Below are 16,788 nucleotides of genomic sequence, written 5' to 3' on the forward strand. Positions count from 1 at the left end.
CCCTGCGCGCCTATACTACCCTGTCCAACGCGCACGAGCTGCACATTCATGAAGATAACGTCGGACGAGCGCTTGAGAGAGCTGGAACGTCGCGCCCATGATGAAATGGCGCGCGTGGAAGCGCTCTGCGCCGACTGGCCGAAGCTAGTTGACGAAGACCGCCACGATCTCCATTCCGTCGTCATCTGTGGCGCCGGCCTCTCCGGCCTATCAGTCGCCTTCGCCCTGAAGCGGCGCGGCATCAGGTCTGTTCATGTGATTGATCAGAGCGAAGAGGGCCGCGAAGGTCCCTGGATCACCTGTGCCCGCATGCAGAACCTGCGTTCGCCGAAGTACCTCTCAGGCCCTGACCTCGGCATCCCGAGCCTGACGCTGCGCTCCTGGTACGAGGCACTGAATGGCGCCGACGCTTGGGGCGCGCTGGACAAGATCAGCCGCCGGGATTGGATGGCGTATCTTATCTGGTTTCGAAGGACTGTCGGCATCGACGTCGAAAACAGCACTATGCTTTCGTCGATAGATCCGGCGGAGGGCGGACTTGCTCTCACGCTGACAAAGGGTGACGGCACCAGCCGCACGATCACCTGTCGCCACCTGGTGATGGCGACCGGCATCGACGGTTGCGGCGGCCCCCGTATACCCGCGATGGTCAAGGCGCTGCCGAAATCCGCCTGGACGCATAGCAATGAGCCGATCTCTATCGATTTTCTCGGCGGCAGAGATGTCGCGATCCTTGGCGGCGGCACGTCGAGCTTCGACTGGGCGGTGGCGGCCCTGGAGACCGGAGCCCGAGAGGTGACCATGTTTGCTCGTAGCGCCGATTTGCCGCGTACGGAGGTTCTCGCATGGACCAACTTTCCCGGTTTCCTCGGCCATTTCGCCGACCTGTCGGATGTGGAGCGCTGGCGCTTCGCAAATCTCTACTGCAATTTCAAGGTGCCGCCGACACAGGAACAGTATGACAGAGCCCGCCGACACCCTAGTTTTAACATGCAGCTAGGCTGTGGGGTCCGCGAACTCTCGATGGACGGCGGCAAGATCAGGCTGACGACCGCAAATGGCATCTTCCACGCAGATCACCTCCTGCTGGGCACCGGTTACGAGATCAATTTCGCGCTCAGGCCGGAGCTTGTCGGCCTCATCGAGGCCACTGCGCTTTGGAAGGACCGGTTCCATCCGCCGCAGGGAGAAGAGAATGCGATGCTTGCCGGCCATCCCTATCTCGGCCCCGGTTTCGAACTAATGCCGAGACATGCCGAAGCCGGCTGGGTCTCGCGCATCCATATGTTCAATGCCGGCGCGCTGGCGAGCCTTGGTCCGATCAGCAACGGCGTCACCGGTCTCAAATACGGCGTGCCGCGCATCGTCGGCGCCTTGGTGAAAGCGCTGTTCATGGAGGACTCCAACCGGTATCTTGAAGCATTGGCCGCCTATGACGAGCCGCATTTCGATCCTGGCATAGACGAGGACGTCATGACATCAAGGGAGGTTTTGGCATGAGAAGGGCTGCCGCTGTTCAATTTTCCGGATTGGAGACCATCCTTTCGCGGGCACGCGAGGACAGCGTCGAATTTCCCTATCTGCTCGCCAACCACGTTCCGATGGTGCTGGTCGCGCTTGACCGCCTCGGCGCCTCGCCGGAACGGTTGGAACAGTGGTACGAGCAGTATCGAGAAAGCAACAAGCTTCCGCCGATGCCGCCGCCGGTTTCGCCGATTATCAGGACGTCCTGGGCTGAGGCGCTTGGCGATCGCGCGCGCGAGGCAGATTACCGTGCCTTCTTCATCGGCGAAACCCGTCGTCTCGGCATCGATGCCGTTATCCGTACCTATCTGCCCGCCATGACGAGCGGTCTTGCCGGCAGCGCCATGCATCCGCTCATGCGCCTTGCCTATGGTGTCCTCAAGAAGGACGACCAGGAGGTTGGCACAGCGCTCGGTTATTGGGCAGCCTGCTATCTGTCGCTTCCACCCGCGACCGGCGCCGCTCCGGATACGGATGATCCGGGAACCGTACTTGCCGATGTAGGCAACATCGAAGGCATTCGCAGCTACGAGCCCGAAACCGATCTGCTCTGGCACAATATCCGCGCCGTCGCCACACTTCCGGGCTTCCGCCCTGTCATCGACCGCCTGGCTTTCAGCGCCGATACCCCGCGCCGAATGGCCGCGACCTCGCTTGCCCTCTTCGCCGGAACCATGGATTTCTCCGCGCTCCATTCCGTCACCGGCATGCATTGGCTGCGCCTCGTTTCTTCGCACCTGGATAATGCCGAGCCCCTCTATCGTGCCTTCTGGCAGGTGATTGCCTCGCTGGTGCCGAAGATCGGTTTTCCAACACTCCCCACCGTCGAGGCGCTGGAAGAAATGCGCAGCCGGCCAGCGCCCGTCTGGAGGGAGATCAAACGCGCGGCGATTGCATCGGACGACGAACACGATGTCAGCCTTGTCTTTTCCGCTCTACAGGAGGAAGAGGTGTGGAAGGATCCGCTCTATCGCGTCGTCGCGGCACGCAGGGTCGGGCTGATTGCATAGGGGATGAGGGAAGAATTGATGACGCCGAGCCTCGTAGTCGAAAACGCCAGGACCGAAGCCGGCGAGATCGTTTCGCTCATCCTTGAGAATGACCGGATCGCCGCGATCGGTCCTAATGCAGCGGCCGGCATCGGCCCTGCTGCAGTGCCACGTTTCGATGCCGCCGGCGGCCTGCTCAGCCTTCCGTTCGTCGACGGTCATATTCATCTCGACAAGACGCTGATAGGCTTGCCCTTCATCCCACATATGCCGGGTGATACGGTCGCAATGCGCATCGAAGCGGAGAAATCCCTGCGGCGCACAGTGGCTCTGCCGATCGAAGCCCGCGGTGGTGCCCTTTTGGAAAGGCTCGCCGCCTACGGCACGCTTGCCGTGCGTAGCCATGTCGATATCGATACCGAAGTTGGCCTGAAAGGCCTCGAGGCGGTGCTTTCATTGAAGCAGAGCCATGGTCATCTCATCGATATCCAGACGGTTGCCTTCCCGCAATCCGGCGTGTTGCGCGATCCCGGCACCGCGGAGCTGCTCGATGCGGCAATCGCAGCCGGCGCCGATCTCGTCGGCGGCCTGGATCCCGCGGGCATCGACAACGACGTAACCGGCCATCTCGATACGATCTTCGCCGTCGCCGACAAATATGGTGTTGGGCTCGATATTCATCTGCATGACGGCGGTGCACTCGGCGCCTTCGAGCTTCGACAGATCGCCGACCGCACGGTCGCGCTGGGGCTCGAAGGCAAGGTGGTCGTCAGCCACGCCTTTTGCCTCGGCGAGTTGGAAGATGCCGATTTCGGCAGTACTGCCTCGGCACTCGCCAGGTCGGGCGTGTCGATCATGACCAGCGCCCCGGGACCCGTGCCCATGCCGCCGGTCAAGCGGCTTGCCGCCGCCGGCGTCCGGCTCTTTTGCGCCAACGACAATATCCGCGACGCATGGTCGCCTTTCGGCAATGGCGACATGCTCGAGCGCGTCGGCATTCTCTGCGATCGCCAGGATTTCCGTTCGGATGAGGACCTGGCTGCAGCCTTCCGCCTTGCGACGCAGGCGCCGGCCGAGATCCTCGGCCGGCCTGTCGGGCCGCTCCAGGCCGGTTCACCCGCCGATTTTATCATCCTGCCTGTCGCGTCGCTGCCAGAGGCCGTCGCTGCCCGTCCCATCGATCGCACCGTCTTCCGCAGCGGCACCATCATCGCCCGTGGCGGTCGCCTGATCGCCTAATTTCCGTCAATGCATGGCGCGTGGGAGCACCACCGATGAAGGGTCGTCTCTGGATTCAATCGCCGCTCGCCATCATGGCCGAGGGCGCCGAGGGCGGCATCGTAGTCGAGAATGGCCGTATCGTTGAGCTGGTCACGGCTGGACGGCAGCCTGCGGCCAGCGTCGATGCATGTTTCGACGCCGGCCGGCACGTCGTCATTCCCGGCCTCGTCAACGCCCATCACCATATGTTCCAAACGCTGACACGCGCCCATCCGGCCGCAATCAACAAGTCGCTCTGGCCATGGATCCGCGCGCTCTATCCGGTCTGGGCGACGCATATGACGCCCGAAGCCTTCCGTCTTGCCGTCCGTCTCGCGCTGACTGAGCTCCTGCTTTCGGGCTGCACCACCACCTCCGATCACCACTATCTCTACGCCGCCGGCCTCGAAGACGCGATGGATGTCGAGGCCGAAGAGGCAGCCCGCCTCGGCATGCGTATCACGCTGACGCGGGGCAGCCTCAACATCAAGAATCAGCAAGGCGTCATTTCGCCCGCCAATGTCGTGCAGGACGACGACGTGATCCTGGCCGACAGCGAGCGTGTGCTTTTGCAATATCACGACCGCTCCGAAGGGGCGATGACGCAGGTCGCGCTCGCGCCCTGCGCGCCGTTCGACGTCACGCTGGAGCTGATGCGCGAAACGGCGGCACTGGCCGAGCGCTACGATTGCCGGCTCCACACCCATCTGGTCGAGACGAGCGCAGAGGCCGAATTCTGCCGCAGCAAGTTCGCCTGTACACCCGTGGAATATCTAGATCGCTGCAACTGGCTGAATGCACGCACCTGGCTCGCCCACGGCATCCATTTCGACGATGGCGAGATCACCGAACTCGGCCGCCACGGCGTCGGCATCTGCCATTGCCCAACCTCCAACATGGTGCTTGCATCCGGCATGTGCCGCACCTTTGAGCTGGAAGCCGCAGGTGTGCCGGTCGGTCTCGGCGTTGACGGCTCCGCCTCCAACGACAATTCCAACCTGATGGAAAGCGTGCGCCATGCGCTGATGCTGAATCGGCTGACCTATGGCGCCGAAGCCGTCACTCATCTCGACGCGCTGCGTTGGGGAACCGCCGGCTCTGCAAAGCTGCTCGGCCGCGACGATATCGGCACGATCGCGCCAGGCCACCAGGCGGACCTTTCCTTCTACAAGCTCGATGAATTGCGTTTCTCCGGCGCCGGCGATCCGCTCGCCGCCCTGGTGCTCTGCGGCGCTACCAGGGCCGATCGCGTCATGATCGCGGGCAAATGGCGCGTCACCGACGGCATGCCTGCGGGCGTTGATATCGAGGCGCTAATCGCCGATCACAACCGCGTCGCCCGCAATTTTCTTCTGTCGGTCTGAGGAGGTCCCATGGCGATCAATTTCGTCATCCGCAATGCCCGACTGCCGGGCTTGATCGAACCGACGGACATCGCCTTCGAGGCGGGCCGCATCGCGGCGATCGCGCCTCATTTCGTCTGCGATGCACCGCACTATGATGCCGGGGGGAAATTCGCCTGCGGCGGTCTCATTGAAACCCACATCCACCTCGATAAGGCCGGCATCATAAGCCGCTGCAATCTCTGCACCGGGACCCTCGCGGAGGCTGTCAGCGAAACCTCCCGAGCCAAGGCCGCCTTTAGCGAGGAAGACGTTTATGCCCGCGCTGCTGCAGTGGTCGAAAAGGCAGTTCTCAACGGCACTACCCGGCTGCGCACCTTTGTCGAAATCGACCCGCGCGCCGGCTTCCGTTCATTCGAGGCGATCAAGCATCTAAAGGCCGACTATACCAGCCTCATCGACATCGAAATCTGCGCCTTTGCCCAGGAGGGCCTAACGAACGATCCCGGAACGGAGGCGATGCTGGAACAGGCGCTGAGGACAGGTGCCGATCTGGTGGGGGGCTGCCCTTACACCGATCCGGAGCCCGCCGAACACATCCGCCGGATCTTCGACCTCGCCATGCGCCAAGACGTCGCCGTCGATTTCCACCTCGATTTCGACCTCAACCCCTCAGGCTCTAATCTTCCGACTGTCATCGCCGAGACTGTCGCGCGCCGCTACCAAGGACGCGTCTCGGTCGGCCATGTCACCAAGCTCTCAGCTTTGCCACCGGAAGAGCTGGAGACGATCGGCCGCCACCTTGCCGAGGCCGGCATCGGATTAACCGTCCTGCCGTCTACGGATCTCTTCCTGACCGGCCGTAGTTCGACCCATCTCATCCCGCGCGGCGTGACGCCCGCCCACAGCCTGGCAGCCCTCGGCGTCGTTACGACCATCTCGACTAACAATGTCATGAACCCATTCACGCCCTTCGGCGACGTCAACTTGATGCGTATGGCCAATCTTTACGCCAACATCGCCCAGATCGGCACCGCCGATGGCCTCGACGGCGTCTTCGCTATGGCCACGACCCAGGCTGCCACCCTCCTAAGAAGCGAGGGCTACGGCATTGCCATCGGCAATGCCGCAGATATTGTCCTCTTCGACGCCTCGTCGGCTGCCGACGCTGTCGCGACTATAGCGCCTGCGCTCATTGGCTGGAAAAATGGCCGCCAGAGCTTCTTACGGCCGCGCCCTCGGCTTTTCGTGCGCGAAGTTTAATTCATCTGGGGTAAGTTCTTTCAGGCATCGACGAGCTCAACCTTCAGTTTTTCCCCACCGATCGGGCAGCTCGGTCGAGTGTTTCAAGTGAACCGGCCACGCTGTGAGGGTCGAGCACTCGTTTCACCTGAGTTCGACTCGTGCCCATTTTAGCGGCCATGTCTGACTGGGTGATCGATTGTTTCCTTCCGAGCTTCCTTCGAAATGCCATGTGGAATCCAGACCGATCTTCCAGATCCTGGCCCATGATAGGGAAAGTTCTGACTTGTGGTGTCGAAGATTTTTAGCAGACCCAATTCAGCACAATCCTTGCACTCGCTGTTCGCCGCCTTGGTCTGAGGAACTACGCAGACCTGCTCGTGGCGCCGGGAGACGCAGACCTTCCCATGGCGCTTCCCCCGGCACATGAAATCGAAAACCAGGCGGCCATCTTCGAAAAGCTCTGGAGGATGGGATGAAGAGGTGCATGATTATGCTGCCTGACGCGGTCCGATAGCCTGTTGGTGGCTGATCGGCTTAGCCTGCTGCTTCAACTGGATATGCGGATTGTTATCGTTGATGCCGTCTATGACGAACTCACCAGCGATCTTTCCCACCTCAAAGATGCCAAAGTTAAAGATTTCATCGATGGTAACTCTCCACCTTTCGTGATCGAGCGGACAGACATAGGTAAGATTGAACGACAAAAGCGCCGGCTTGGGCAAAAACTCAAGAAGAACGCCAGTGAACTCGCAATGGTTGACTTCCTCTCCGATGAAGGTGGCATTGAACGCTAACTCAAGACCAATGAACCCGCCGCGATCCTGTTCGAAGACGCTGGCCTAAGGGTTTTCAACAGGCCACCAAATCTCCACCTGATCTCAACCGTGGGCCTGCTCCGTGGATTGGAGGATGTGGGTGTCATCGCATCAGCGGACGATGTAATCGATGAAATGCTTCATCCGAGCAAGCCCGGAAGAAGGCCAGAGGACGCCAGAAAGTTCACCGATCTTCCCGAAGGAGTCGATGAACCCGCGGCGATTGGCAGCTCTTGGAAACCCTGAACGAGAGCCGTTCCTCCCCATCTGCGCGGAGCAGCAGCATGACGGTCTGGAGATACATGCCGACGTCGGCCTATTGCGGTCGTCCCATGTCGCAGATTGATAACAAGGAACAGACGGCATCTGCGCTCAATTGACCGCATGCTGCCTTACGCTGCAAGCGGCTCGTCGTATCGCATCAAGCGGCCGGCATTGGCGAGAACCAGCAAAGTACTGAAGTTGTGGAGGATCGCCGCGACGACGGCTCCCGCCGTTCCAAGAAACCCGAACCCGGCCAATGCTACGATCGCCACCGTCCAGCCGAGGCCGATGGTGACGTTGGCTTTCAGCGTTTGGCGGCATAGCCGGCTGAGGCGGATGCACGTGCCGAGCCGCCGCAAGTCGCTACCGATCAGAATAATGTCTGAGGAGGCCAGTGCGATATCGGCGCCGCCCGCGCCCATCGCGATCCCGACAGCGCCCGCTTTCAGGGCGAGCGAGTCGTTGATCCCGTCGCCGACGACAAGAGGTCTGAACCCGCTCTTCGTTTCGCTCATCACACGGTTCAGCTTGTCGGCGGGCAGGGCCTGAGCCACGACATCGTTTATGCCGATCTCCTCTGCCAAGGCGTACGCGACGGAGGGACGGTCGCCGGTCAAGAGAAGCTGACGATTGAGCCCAAGCGCCCGCAAATCCATCAATGCCCCCGCCGCCTCCGGCTTGACGGTGTCCGACAGGAGTAGCCAAGCGACGAAGTCGCCTTCGATGGATAACCCTGCGAGCGGACCGTCGTGCAAGGGAATGGAAGGAACGGCGACTGACATGCGTCCAAACAGCTCGGGGCGTCCAAGAGCGACTTCGCCCGCCGCGCCGTTAGCAATCACACCTAGACCTTGGATTTCCCTGACATTCGTCAGCGGATAATATGCTTCATGAGCGACAAGTGAGGCCAGGGCTCGGCTAACCGGATGGCTGCTGGCAGCCCCCAAAGACGCGGCCAAAGCAAGAACACCTTCCCGGTCCTCATTGCCAGTCAGGACAACTTCCTGCAGCCGAAGTCGCCCGAAGGTGACAGTGCCGGTTTTGTCGATGATTAGCGACCTTAGATCAGCCAGTTCCTCCAGGAATGCCGAGCTGCGGATGAGAATGCCGTGGCGTGCCGCCACCGCAATGCCGGCAATCGCCGTCGCGGGCGCAGACAGGACAAGGGCGCAGGGGCAGGCGGCAACTAGGATCGCAAGCATGACCTGGTCATTGTAGGTAAGGAACCAGGCGATCGCGGCCATCGTCAATACGAAACCCAAATATTGCTGGGCATAACGCTCCAGCAGTCGGGTGATCGGCGGCTTTGAGTTTTCCGCGCGCTGCATCAGCGCGATAACCCTTCCAAGCGTAGAATCGCCGCCGGTGCGGGTCACCTCGATCTCCAGGCGTCCATCCAGATTGATCGCCCCTCCGAAGACGTCCATACCGGCGGAGACCTCGAGAGGTACGGATTCTCCGGTGATCGGCGCAGTGTCGAGGCTTGCCTCTCCTGTCCTGACGCGACCGTCGGCAGGAATGCGATCTCCCGCTCTCACTTCCACCAGGTCGCCTCGCTTCAAGGCGGCATTGTCGACTTCACGCGTTCCGCCCTCCGGGGTGACAAGGCGTGCGTGGCTACGGGTCAGACGCGCCAACGCCTCCATCGCTTCTTTTGACCCGATGACACTGCGCTCTTCCAGCACATGGCCGAATATCATGATGATCGGCAGAAGGGCGGCGGTGAGGAGGTCGCCCGTCGCCCAAGCGGCCAACATAGCAAGAGCGATCAGTTGATCCGTAATGCCGTGCAGGCTTGGGTGGCGCAGGCTATGCCAACCTGACCGGACAACCGGCACCGCAACGATCAGCGAGGCGACTGCCAGTAGAAGCTGGCTGATGCCCTCTTCGTCTGGGGCAAGCCAACGCCAGCCAATGCCGAGAGCAAGCAGGCTCAATGCGATCATAGCGAACGTGAGCTGGACGGCCGCCGCTTGCTTTTCGCTTGCGGTCAGCAAGCCTGAACTGAGCATATGGCCATGATGGTGCGTATGGTGGCCATGGGAGCCGTGTGAATGATCCCCCAGGACACTCATTTGTCCGCTCCCTGCAAAATGAGGCGCGCGTCATTGGGGTCGACCGTAACCACAGAGCCTGCTTGTGAAAGGATTTTGGCAACGCGATCTCGATAGAGACGCCAGAGAAGTCCGGGGTCGCTGTCGGCCCCCCGCGCGCTGGCAAAGCCTGTAACGGTGGCTGTGTCAGTTCGGGCCTTTGCCAGCCGCTCGCTGGATTGCGCTTCCGCCACCTGCACGATCCGGTCGGCTTGCTGATCGGCGGCCTGTCTGTCCTTCTCCGCATCGTTTTGCGCCGACGCAATCGCCTGCTCGGCTTGCTGGCTTGCCGTCAGCACCGCATCGAACGCGCTCACGGACGCTGCCGGAAGCGCGGATTGAACATCAGCTCGGTCAATCTCGATCCCGAGACTCATGCCGTTCGATTTCAGCGCTGCCAGGCTGGCGTTAATGCTACTCACCAGATCAGCTCGCAAGCGCTCGCGACGGGCGGCGACATCGCTGTCAGAAGCGACCAGTTCCGGGCGCGCGACCAGAATACTGTCCAGGTCTCGTGATGCGCAGACCACAACCGCGCTACGGGTCACTATGCGGTCCAGCGCCGGAAGAACATGCTGTTCCTGCAGGACGTAGGCAAAGGGGTCTGTCACCCGATAAAAGATGCGGATATCAAGCTGAACGACACTGGCGTCGCCGGTTAGCAGATATCCCGAGCCCGCCAAGGTGTCGTTCTCGCTTGCAGCGCCGGCTTCGCCGGTTTGGGCCTCGGGAGAGCGAAGCAATCCACTGATCCTGCGTTCCAGAACCGTTCCGGCGTCCGGCAGAAGCAGAACACTCTCGAAAGGTGCGGGCAGGGCCCACAGCAGGCCGGATTCCTGCGCGCGGCTCAGAGCACCCAAATGTAGAACCACGGCCCGGTTCTGTGGCGCAATCTCCCTGATATTGGATGTCGCCCAGACAACGGCCGCAAGAACCATCATCGCAGACAATAGCACGGACACTAGATGAACTGCCTGATGTTGCGCTGTTGAATATCTATCCCCGGCCGTGTGCATCTTCAGCGTGCTCCGCCAACCGACGAGATGCTGGGCGGTCCATCTATTAGGGCCCGAAATGGTGCGGCATCGGTGCGCAGGACAAGGCGCGTGTTGGAATTCACGATCGTGCCAAGCGTGTCGAGGGAGCGCAGAAGTTCATAAAGCCCCGGCGCGCTTTTGTATGCTGATCCATAGATCTGAGCCGCTTCGACGCGGGACTTTGCCTCTATTTCCGCGGCCTTCACAGTCGCGTCCGCCTGCAAAACTCTCGCGTCGCGTTCGGCTGCAGAGCGTATTTCGGCTGCTTGGCGCTTGCCGACTGCCGCGCGTTCGGTGGCGATCGTCTCACGCTCGGCCCTCATACGGTCGACTGTGGCGTTCAACGTCACGGAGGGCAGGGTCAGCCGTTCGATGCCGACATCGACAACCCGCAGGCCGTAGGTATCATACAATTTCCGTTCGATTTGGGCCTTGAGCTGCGCTTCGAGGTCGTCGATTCGCAGCTTGTCCGGATTGGGGTTGATCAGCGACGTCAGGTCGAAATTGCTGGCCGTGGTTTCGAGCGATGAGCCGAGGAAAGTACGGATTTGTGCCGCCGCCTGTTCTGGCTGGTTCTGGACCGACCGGACGAACCGCTTGATGGCGTCCGCTTCAGGCGGGACCTGCCAGATTGCATAGGCTTGCGCGATGATCCGCAAGCCATCCTTGGTTCCGACATCCTGCAGGCCGCTGGAGGTCGACTTAGCCCGCAAATCGACGTCGATGGTCTTTTCTAGCGGGATGGGAAGCCGAAAGGCGAGGCCTGGTTGGATAAGAACGCGAGCAGGATTGCCAAATCTGGTGATGATGGTCGCCGCCCCCGATCTCACCTGGACGAGGCAGGCGGCGACCAGGATAATCGCGACCACAATCACCGCAACGATGAGGCGGGACCACCGAAAGGGCATCATTTCATTGTCATCACTGCCTTGAGATTGATGATGATGATCGTGACCGTGATGGTCTGAATCCGGATGAGCGTGCATGTCGGTCATGGGCCGGTTTTTTCGCTTTGGTGTGGAGTGTTAGGCTCGGCAGTTGTGTCGGGATCGACCGGCAACATTCTGCTCCGCAGATCAAGGGTCGGAGCGATGTTTCCGCCGATGCGGTGATCGAGGACGAGAGCCTTCGAGCGGGATAGCCCCGTCGTCAGTTGATTGAAGTATTCCTCTGTCAGAAACGCCTGTCCCGCCTCGTGGAAAGCCGATTGCTCGGCCTCGAACCGCAGTTTCGAAACCTCCGAAGCCGCTATGCCTTCCCTTGCCGTCGCCATCGCATTGTCCCGGACGAGGCTGGCATTCAATTGAGCCTCGTTCGCCTGTTCGGCAGCCGTTCCGCGCTCGCGTGCGACGAGCGCCTCGGCGCTGATCTGGGCTGCCTGGACACCGTGAAAGGCATTGGCCGCTCCGGCGGGCGGGTGGATGGCCTCGACCACGACCGCGAGGATTTCGGCACCGCTGTTCAGATCGTCCAAATTCTTCTGGACTGCCGAGGCAATATCGTTTGCCAGTGTCAACCGGCCTTCGCTCAAGACATCGTTAAGCGTCCTTCTTGCAAAGTCATGCACCAGCACGCGGTTCGCGGTGCTTTCGATCAAGTCTGGGAGATCGCCTATCCGATAGGCCGCCTCCATCGCCGCTCGGTCAGAAAGACCGATGCGATAGAGGAAGCGCACATCCATGTTGACAATCTGAAAACTCTGCTCGCTGTCGCTGCCGCTAGCGATCACTTGTGATTTCTCGCTGATATGCGTGGCATCCCACAGCCGATTGGCACTTTCCGGTGCTGGCCCTTCGGCATCGGCCGGCGGCTCACCATTGATATTCGTGCTGACGGACGTTGCCAGTTCATGCACGCTGCCGTTCTCGATAGGAAGGACACGGCCAAATGGCCATGGAAGGCCGACATGAATGCCGGAATGCAGGACGGCCTCCGCCTTGCCGAACCGCTCATAAACGCCTCGGTTGCTCATCGAAATTTCGCGCACACCGCTCATTAGCCAACCCAGAAGCAGTGTTCCGAAAATGATGGCGGGAGCGGCCCTTCGAATGAACGAAAAGGCCCAGACCTGTCGAAGGTCGATGCCGTGTTTGGCTTGCAACTCGGATTGAAGGCCGATCAAAGGCTGGGGTGGCCACTGAAGTGCGCCGGCGACAAGGCTCGTGGTGATCAACACCGGCTCGCGGCTGTCGTTTTGCGGGCCGAACATGGCGACGCTCGCGCGGAGCAGCAACTCAAACCCGACGAGAACGACAAAGCCTCCCAAGGCCGCCAGGAATTTGATCGACAGTCCAGGCCCGCGTGTGCTCAGGAGCAGGCAAAAGCAAGACACAATGAGCACCAAAATGGGCACGCGCGCCAATTGCGAGACTGCTTTCGCCTCCCGCCACTCGACCGCATCGATGCCGGCAAGCCGTCGTTCCGTCACCAGCAGAAGGAACGCGAAAGCCAGGCAGACCGTAATGATGAGAAAGGTCATCGTTCTCAGTGCTATGTCATCGGCCCTTACGCTCCAGCCAGCATAGACGATCAGACATGCGAAGAGGGCAAGACAGAAGACCCGGAGTGGGTGGGCCCCCATGCGTGACAAAAATGACTGCCCGGCAAGGAGTACGCTCCCGCTCAATCGTTCAAACCGATCCGGTTCTCGTGTGTCCTCGGACAACCATGGTGAGGTGACGAGGGCAATTGTCCATTGCTGCAACCTTCCGAGCGGTAGGCTGGCAAGGCCCGCCTGCTCTCGACGCCAGCGTGCGATGTCGTAGGCAGATTGAAGCCCCGTTCCAAAAAGAATGAGCGCGGCTGCATTGGTGCAGAAGAATGCGATCCAGATGGCACTCAGGCTAAGGGTATTCGCGATAAGCGCGCCCAGCAAAAGCAGAGCCACGAAGATTGAAATCTTGAAGCCTTGGCTCGCAAGATCGTGAGCTTGGACCGCCGCAAGCTGGAAACCTGCTCGGTCATTGATCTCAGGAAGCTGCTGGGTCTCGTCGAAAATGGCTTTCGGCATTGCCATACTTTATGCGGTGCCGCGTTGAAGAAAGATCTGGTAGCTGCCTCGCCAGCCTCACCAGTTGGGCGTAGAGGTACGTTATTACGTATCGTTCCCTTGTCTGCAAGGCTTTGTCTTGACCAACGTAGCGAAAGGGGTCCCGTCGGCGGCTATCGGACCCGCGTCGGAGAGGGCTGGAACCGATGGTGTGCCGCAGGGAACTTGGCACGGCATGAAGACCGCACCGATAGACTCCTCGGCCGCTGCTCGACCGCTGCTGTCCATGAGGTCAACTGGCCCAACGCCGAAACACAGCACTCGCGTTCACGCCCCCGAAGCCAAAGCCATTGGTGATTGCGTGATCCATTCGGACGGGCCGGAACTTGTTCGCGACGAAGTCGATTCCATCGGCAGAGGGATCGGGTGCATTGAGGTTCAGCGTTGGTGGTGCTACCTGATCTCTGAGCGCCAGGATCGTGAAGATTGCTTCCAGTCCACCTGCGGCGCCGAGGAGGTGCCCGGTCGCCGACTTTGTGCCACTGACCGCGATCCCTCCCGCCGAACCGAACACCGTCTTGATAGCCTCGATTTCTCCGCGATCGCCGAGTGGCGTCGACGTAGCGTGAGCGTTGAGATGCTGGATCTCATGCGGAGAAATACCCGCCTGACGGATCGCGATTTCCATCGCCCTTGCCGCACCCGATCCGTCTTCGGGACCAGAGGTCACGTGATGGGCGTCGGCGGTTGTTCCATAGCCAACCAGTTCAGCGATCGGCTCCGCCCCGCGAGCAAGCGCGTGGCTCAAGGATTCGATCACCAGGATTCCGGCGCCTTCACCCATCACGAACCCGTCGCGCATCATGTCGAACGGCCTCGATGCGAGGGCAGGGGTGTCGTTGAACCGTGTCGATAGAGCGCGTGCGGCCGCAAAGCCCCCAAGGCTTACGGTGTTCATGCACGCTTCCGCTCCACCACAGACTGCGATGTCCGCTTCGTTCGCCCGGATCATGCGGGCTGCGTCGCCAATTGCCTGGATTCCGGCGGCACATGCTGTCACAGGAGCGCCGATCGGCCCCTTGAGGCCGTGACGGATGGAAACATGGCCAGCCGCGAGATTGACCAGGAACGATGGAATTGTGAAGGGTGAAAGCCGACGCGGCCCCTTTTCATCAACTGTTCGAACGGCGTCCGTGATTACAGGAAATCCCCCGATTCCCGACGCGATTATCGTTGCCGTCCGCTGGCGCTCGTCCTCAGAGATGGGTCTCCACCGTGCTTGTGAGAGTGCTTCGCCTGCCGCCGCTAGTGCGAAGAGGATGAACCGGTCAACCTTACGTTGATCCTTTATTGGCATCACGCTGTCAGGATCGAAGCCAGCTTCGTTGTTCTCTTTTAGAGAAGGGACCACGCCGCCAACTTTGGCTGGGAGATCGCCAACGGCCTCGTCGGGGAGGTGCCCGACGCCAGATTGCCCCGCCAGCAAACCAGACCAAGAGCTGCTGACGCTGGCACCTAGCGGACTGACCGCACCCATGCCTGTTACAACGATACGACGCATCATGGCTCCCCAATACGAGCGGCCGTGAGACGCTTCGCTTCAGCAATCGCGGTTTCGAGAAAGCGATCCGCTAGGTTCTTGTCAGTCACGATGCGCGACAAAGTCACCGCGCCGACCATCAGCGCGAGCAATGACATGGCTTTGCTCGACGCCTCTTCGTGTTCTGCCGCTGGCAGCAGTTCTTCCAGAACCTCCAGATGTGCTTTGATGCCATCTTGAAACGGTTCGCGGATGTCTTCGCTCTGGCGCGCAGCGTCTGACCCGAGGGCGACTAACGGGCACCCGTCCGCGGTTTCGCCCCGGTGCTCTGCTGAAAGATAGAGGTCAATGACACCCTGGAGCGGATCAGGACTGGACGCCGCGACGGAGGACCACCTTCGGGTCGTGCTTTCCATTGCGCGCCTTGAGGCAAGCGCTGCGAGGTCATCCTTGGAATCAAACTGCTTGTAGAAGCCGCCTTGGGTGAGACCGGCACCTTGCATCAAGTCCTTAAGGCCGATGCCATCAAAGCCACGCTCGCGGAAGAGCCTGCTGGCTACGTTGATTACTGTTTCACGGTTTGCTTCTGCCTGGGCTCGGCTAACCCTCATGGTCGTCTCCTTTAGATTTCGAGCGACATCTATAAACGTTTAGATTTAGAATGCAATCTAAAACTACTGCGACCGTTAGGGGGCTGTCGGTCGTACGAGTGACGCTTTCATTTGGTCGGAACCTTGCTTCATCCGACAAGTTCTTCTTGTGGAAAACGCGAGTACCAAGCCTATGACTGAGAGAATTGGAATTTCGTCCCAAAAGGACGATCCCAAAGTACAGCCGGTCCGCCATCCGCCTTCCCAAGATCCGGCGCCAAAGTCAGAGCGCAAGCTTCCGCCTCGCGACACGAGAGATGCGCCGGCGCCAAATCCAAATGGCGTGCCCGTCGACGCTGGTTATGGCGATCCGAAAGACGATCGAACGACTATGGAGAACTGATTTCTCAAGGGCGTCGGCCAGCAACGCGGCTCTGGCAGCGCGCCCGACGCGTTCCGGTGCTACGAGCGTGCGTTGGATCTCCGCGCAAACTACACCGAAGCCCACAACAGCCTGGGAGTACTGCTCAAGTCGTCCGGCGATCGGCGCGGCGCCCTGAATCACTACGAAGCCATGCTGTCCTGAACAACACTGCAACTACGCGATACTTGTCGAACAGGACGGAAATCTCGAGGGGGCGTGTCCAGTTACCAACCCGCGACAAGGCACCGACCCGATTACGTCGACGCCTGGCTTCGGCTCGCCGGCCTGTTCGAACGATTGAACGACCGCTTCTAAGCGGTCGTCACTACGAGGAGGTGTTACGGCTCCGCCCAGGCTTTGCCGAGGCCCACAACAACGACGCAGTCTTTCTCGAAGGACGCGGCAAGGCTGCAAAGGGCGCCCTGAAAACTGCACCCGAGCACGGCCGCTCGTCCGCGAGGCGTATTTCGATGCGGAGCCCGGCGTTTTCACTCATACGGAAACGCCGTCCGGGCGCCAATTTGCGCTGGGTCGATCAGGACAAGCCGGATGTCGAAGGGGCAGGACGGACTGCAAACAAGCTAGTCAAGCAAATCGGCCAGCAAAGCGTGATCCGGCAACTCAGGCCGACTTGAGGCCCAGCGGCAAGGTCGGGGCCGTTATCATCGACGAGCC

The 16,788-nt window shown here is 60.6% G+C and carries 12 protein-coding genes and 1 pseudogene; 6 read left to right on the top strand and 7 right to left on the bottom strand.

All coding sequences use genetic code 11. The features are described 5' to 3' along the window. Positions 1 to 48 precede the first annotated feature (48 nt). From BN77_RS27385 to BN77_RS35165, 6 genes are all read left to right on the top strand, one after another. A complete protein-coding gene (locus BN77_RS27385; RefSeq protein ID WP_007538329.1) occupies positions 49 to 1,500 on the top strand; it encodes an NAD(P)-binding domain-containing protein in 1,452 nt (483 codons plus the stop codon). Continuing rightward, on the top strand, positions 1,497 to 2,534 hold the full coding sequence (locus BN77_RS27390) for a questin oxidase family protein (protein WP_007538331.1): 1,038 nt from the start codon (positions 1,497 to 1,499) through the stop codon (positions 2,532 to 2,534). The genes BN77_RS27385 and BN77_RS27390 overlap by 4 nt, the downstream gene beginning before the upstream one ends. A gap of 18 nt (positions 2,535 to 2,552) precedes the next feature. Then, positions 2,553 to 3,752: an amidohydrolase family protein gene (locus BN77_RS27395; RefSeq protein ID WP_007538333.1), complete on the top strand. Its 1,200-nt coding sequence runs from the start codon at positions 2,553 to 2,555 to the stop codon at positions 3,750 to 3,752. A gap of 35 nt (positions 3,753 to 3,787) precedes the next feature. Continuing rightward, entirely contained in the window at positions 3,788 to 5,137 is a 1,350-nt protein-coding gene (locus tag BN77_RS27400) for an 8-oxoguanine deaminase (RefSeq protein ID WP_007538336.1), read from the top strand. 9 nt (positions 5,138 to 5,146) lie between these two features. Continuing rightward, positions 5,147 to 6,379, top strand: a complete 1,233-nt coding sequence (locus BN77_RS27405) for an amidohydrolase family protein (protein ID WP_007538338.1) — start codon at positions 5,147 to 5,149, stop codon at positions 6,377 to 6,379. Positions 6,380 to 6,882: 503 nt separating this feature from the next. Next, on the top strand, positions 6,883 to 7,155 hold the full coding sequence (locus tag BN77_RS35165; protein ID WP_244426244.1) for a hypothetical protein: 273 nt from the start codon (positions 6,883 to 6,885) through the stop codon (positions 7,153 to 7,155). A 283-nt stretch (positions 7,156 to 7,438) separates the two neighbouring features. Here BN77_RS35165 and BN77_RS35745 read toward each other — a convergent pair. From BN77_RS35745 to BN77_RS27440, 7 genes and pseudogenes are all read right to left on the bottom strand, one after another. Then, positions 7,439 to 7,513, bottom strand: a pseudogene (locus BN77_RS35745) (nitroreductase); the annotation flags it as partial. A 55-nt stretch (positions 7,514 to 7,568) separates the two neighbouring features. Beyond that, positions 7,569 to 9,515, bottom strand: a complete 1,947-nt coding sequence (locus BN77_RS27415) for a heavy metal translocating P-type ATPase (protein WP_007538340.1) — start codon at positions 9,513 to 9,515, stop codon at positions 7,569 to 7,571. Next, positions 9,512 to 10,495, bottom strand: coding sequence for a protease modulator HflK (hflK, locus tag BN77_RS27420; protein ID WP_244426245.1), 984 nt, complete (start codon positions 10,493 to 10,495; stop codon positions 9,512 to 9,514). The genes BN77_RS27415 and hflK (BN77_RS27420) overlap by 4 nt, the downstream gene beginning before the upstream one ends. 56 nt (positions 10,496 to 10,551) lie before the next feature. After that, positions 10,552 to 11,481 (bottom strand): protease modulator HflC, encoded by a 930-nt coding sequence (hflC, locus tag BN77_RS27425; RefSeq protein WP_244426246.1) that lies wholly within the window; start codon positions 11,479 to 11,481, stop codon positions 10,552 to 10,554. 80 nt (positions 11,482 to 11,561) lie between these two features. Beyond that, entirely contained in the window at positions 11,562 to 13,580 is a 2,019-nt protein-coding gene (gene hflK, locus BN77_RS27430) for a protease modulator HflK (RefSeq protein WP_244426247.1), read from the bottom strand. A 271-nt stretch (positions 13,581 to 13,851) separates the two neighbouring features. Next, positions 13,852 to 15,120: a beta-ketoacyl-ACP synthase II gene (gene fabF / locus BN77_RS27435; protein WP_040678856.1), complete on the bottom strand. Its 1,269-nt coding sequence runs from the start codon at positions 15,118 to 15,120 to the stop codon at positions 13,852 to 13,854. Beyond that, positions 15,120 to 15,710, bottom strand: coding sequence for a TetR/AcrR family transcriptional regulator (locus BN77_RS27440; protein ID WP_007538352.1), 591 nt, complete (start codon positions 15,708 to 15,710; stop codon positions 15,120 to 15,122). Before BN77_RS27440 ends, fabF begins: the two co-directional genes overlap by 1 nt. Positions 15,711 to 16,788 lie beyond the last annotated feature (1,078 nt).

The organism is Rhizobium mesoamericanum STM3625 (assembly GCF_000312665.1).
In the GTDB taxonomy this organism is placed as follows: Bacteria; Pseudomonadota; Alphaproteobacteria; order Rhizobiales; family Rhizobiaceae; genus Rhizobium; species Rhizobium mesoamericanum.

What these genes read in the sequence shown, in the direction of transcription:
- BN77_RS27385 (WP_007538329.1), top strand. Translation starts at nt 49, where the DNA reads ATGAAGATAACGTCGGACGAGCGCTTGAGAGAGCTGGAACGTCGCGCC.
- BN77_RS27390 (WP_007538331.1), top strand. Translation starts at nt 1,497, where the DNA reads ATGAGAAGGGCTGCCGCTGTTCAATTTTCCGGATTGGAGACCATCCTT.
- BN77_RS27395 (WP_007538333.1), top strand. Translation starts at nt 2,553, where the DNA reads ATGACGCCGAGCCTCGTAGTCGAAAACGCCAGGACCGAAGCCGGCGAG.
- BN77_RS27400 (WP_007538336.1), top strand. Translation starts at nt 3,788, where the DNA reads ATGAAGGGTCGTCTCTGGATTCAATCGCCGCTCGCCATCATGGCCGAG.
- BN77_RS27405 (WP_007538338.1), top strand. Translation starts at nt 5,147, where the DNA reads ATGGCGATCAATTTCGTCATCCGCAATGCCCGACTGCCGGGCTTGATC.
- BN77_RS27415 (WP_007538340.1), bottom strand. Translation starts at nt 9,515, where the DNA reads ATGAGTGTCCTGGGGGATCATTCACACGGCTCCCATGGCCACCATACG.
- hflC (WP_244426246.1), bottom strand. Translation starts at nt 11,481, where the DNA reads ATGATGCCCTTTCGGTGGTCCCGCCTCATCGTTGCGGTGATTGTGGTC.
- hflK (WP_244426247.1), bottom strand. Translation starts at nt 13,580, where the DNA reads ATGCCGAAAGCCATTTTCGACGAGACCCAGCAGCTTCCTGAGATCAAT.
- fabF (WP_040678856.1), bottom strand. Translation starts at nt 15,120, where the DNA reads ATGCGTCGTATCGTTGTAACAGGCATGGGTGCGGTCAGTCCGCTAGGT.
- BN77_RS27440 (WP_007538352.1), bottom strand. Translation starts at nt 15,710, where the DNA reads ATGAGGGTTAGCCGAGCCCAGGCAGAAGCAAACCGTGAAACAGTAATC.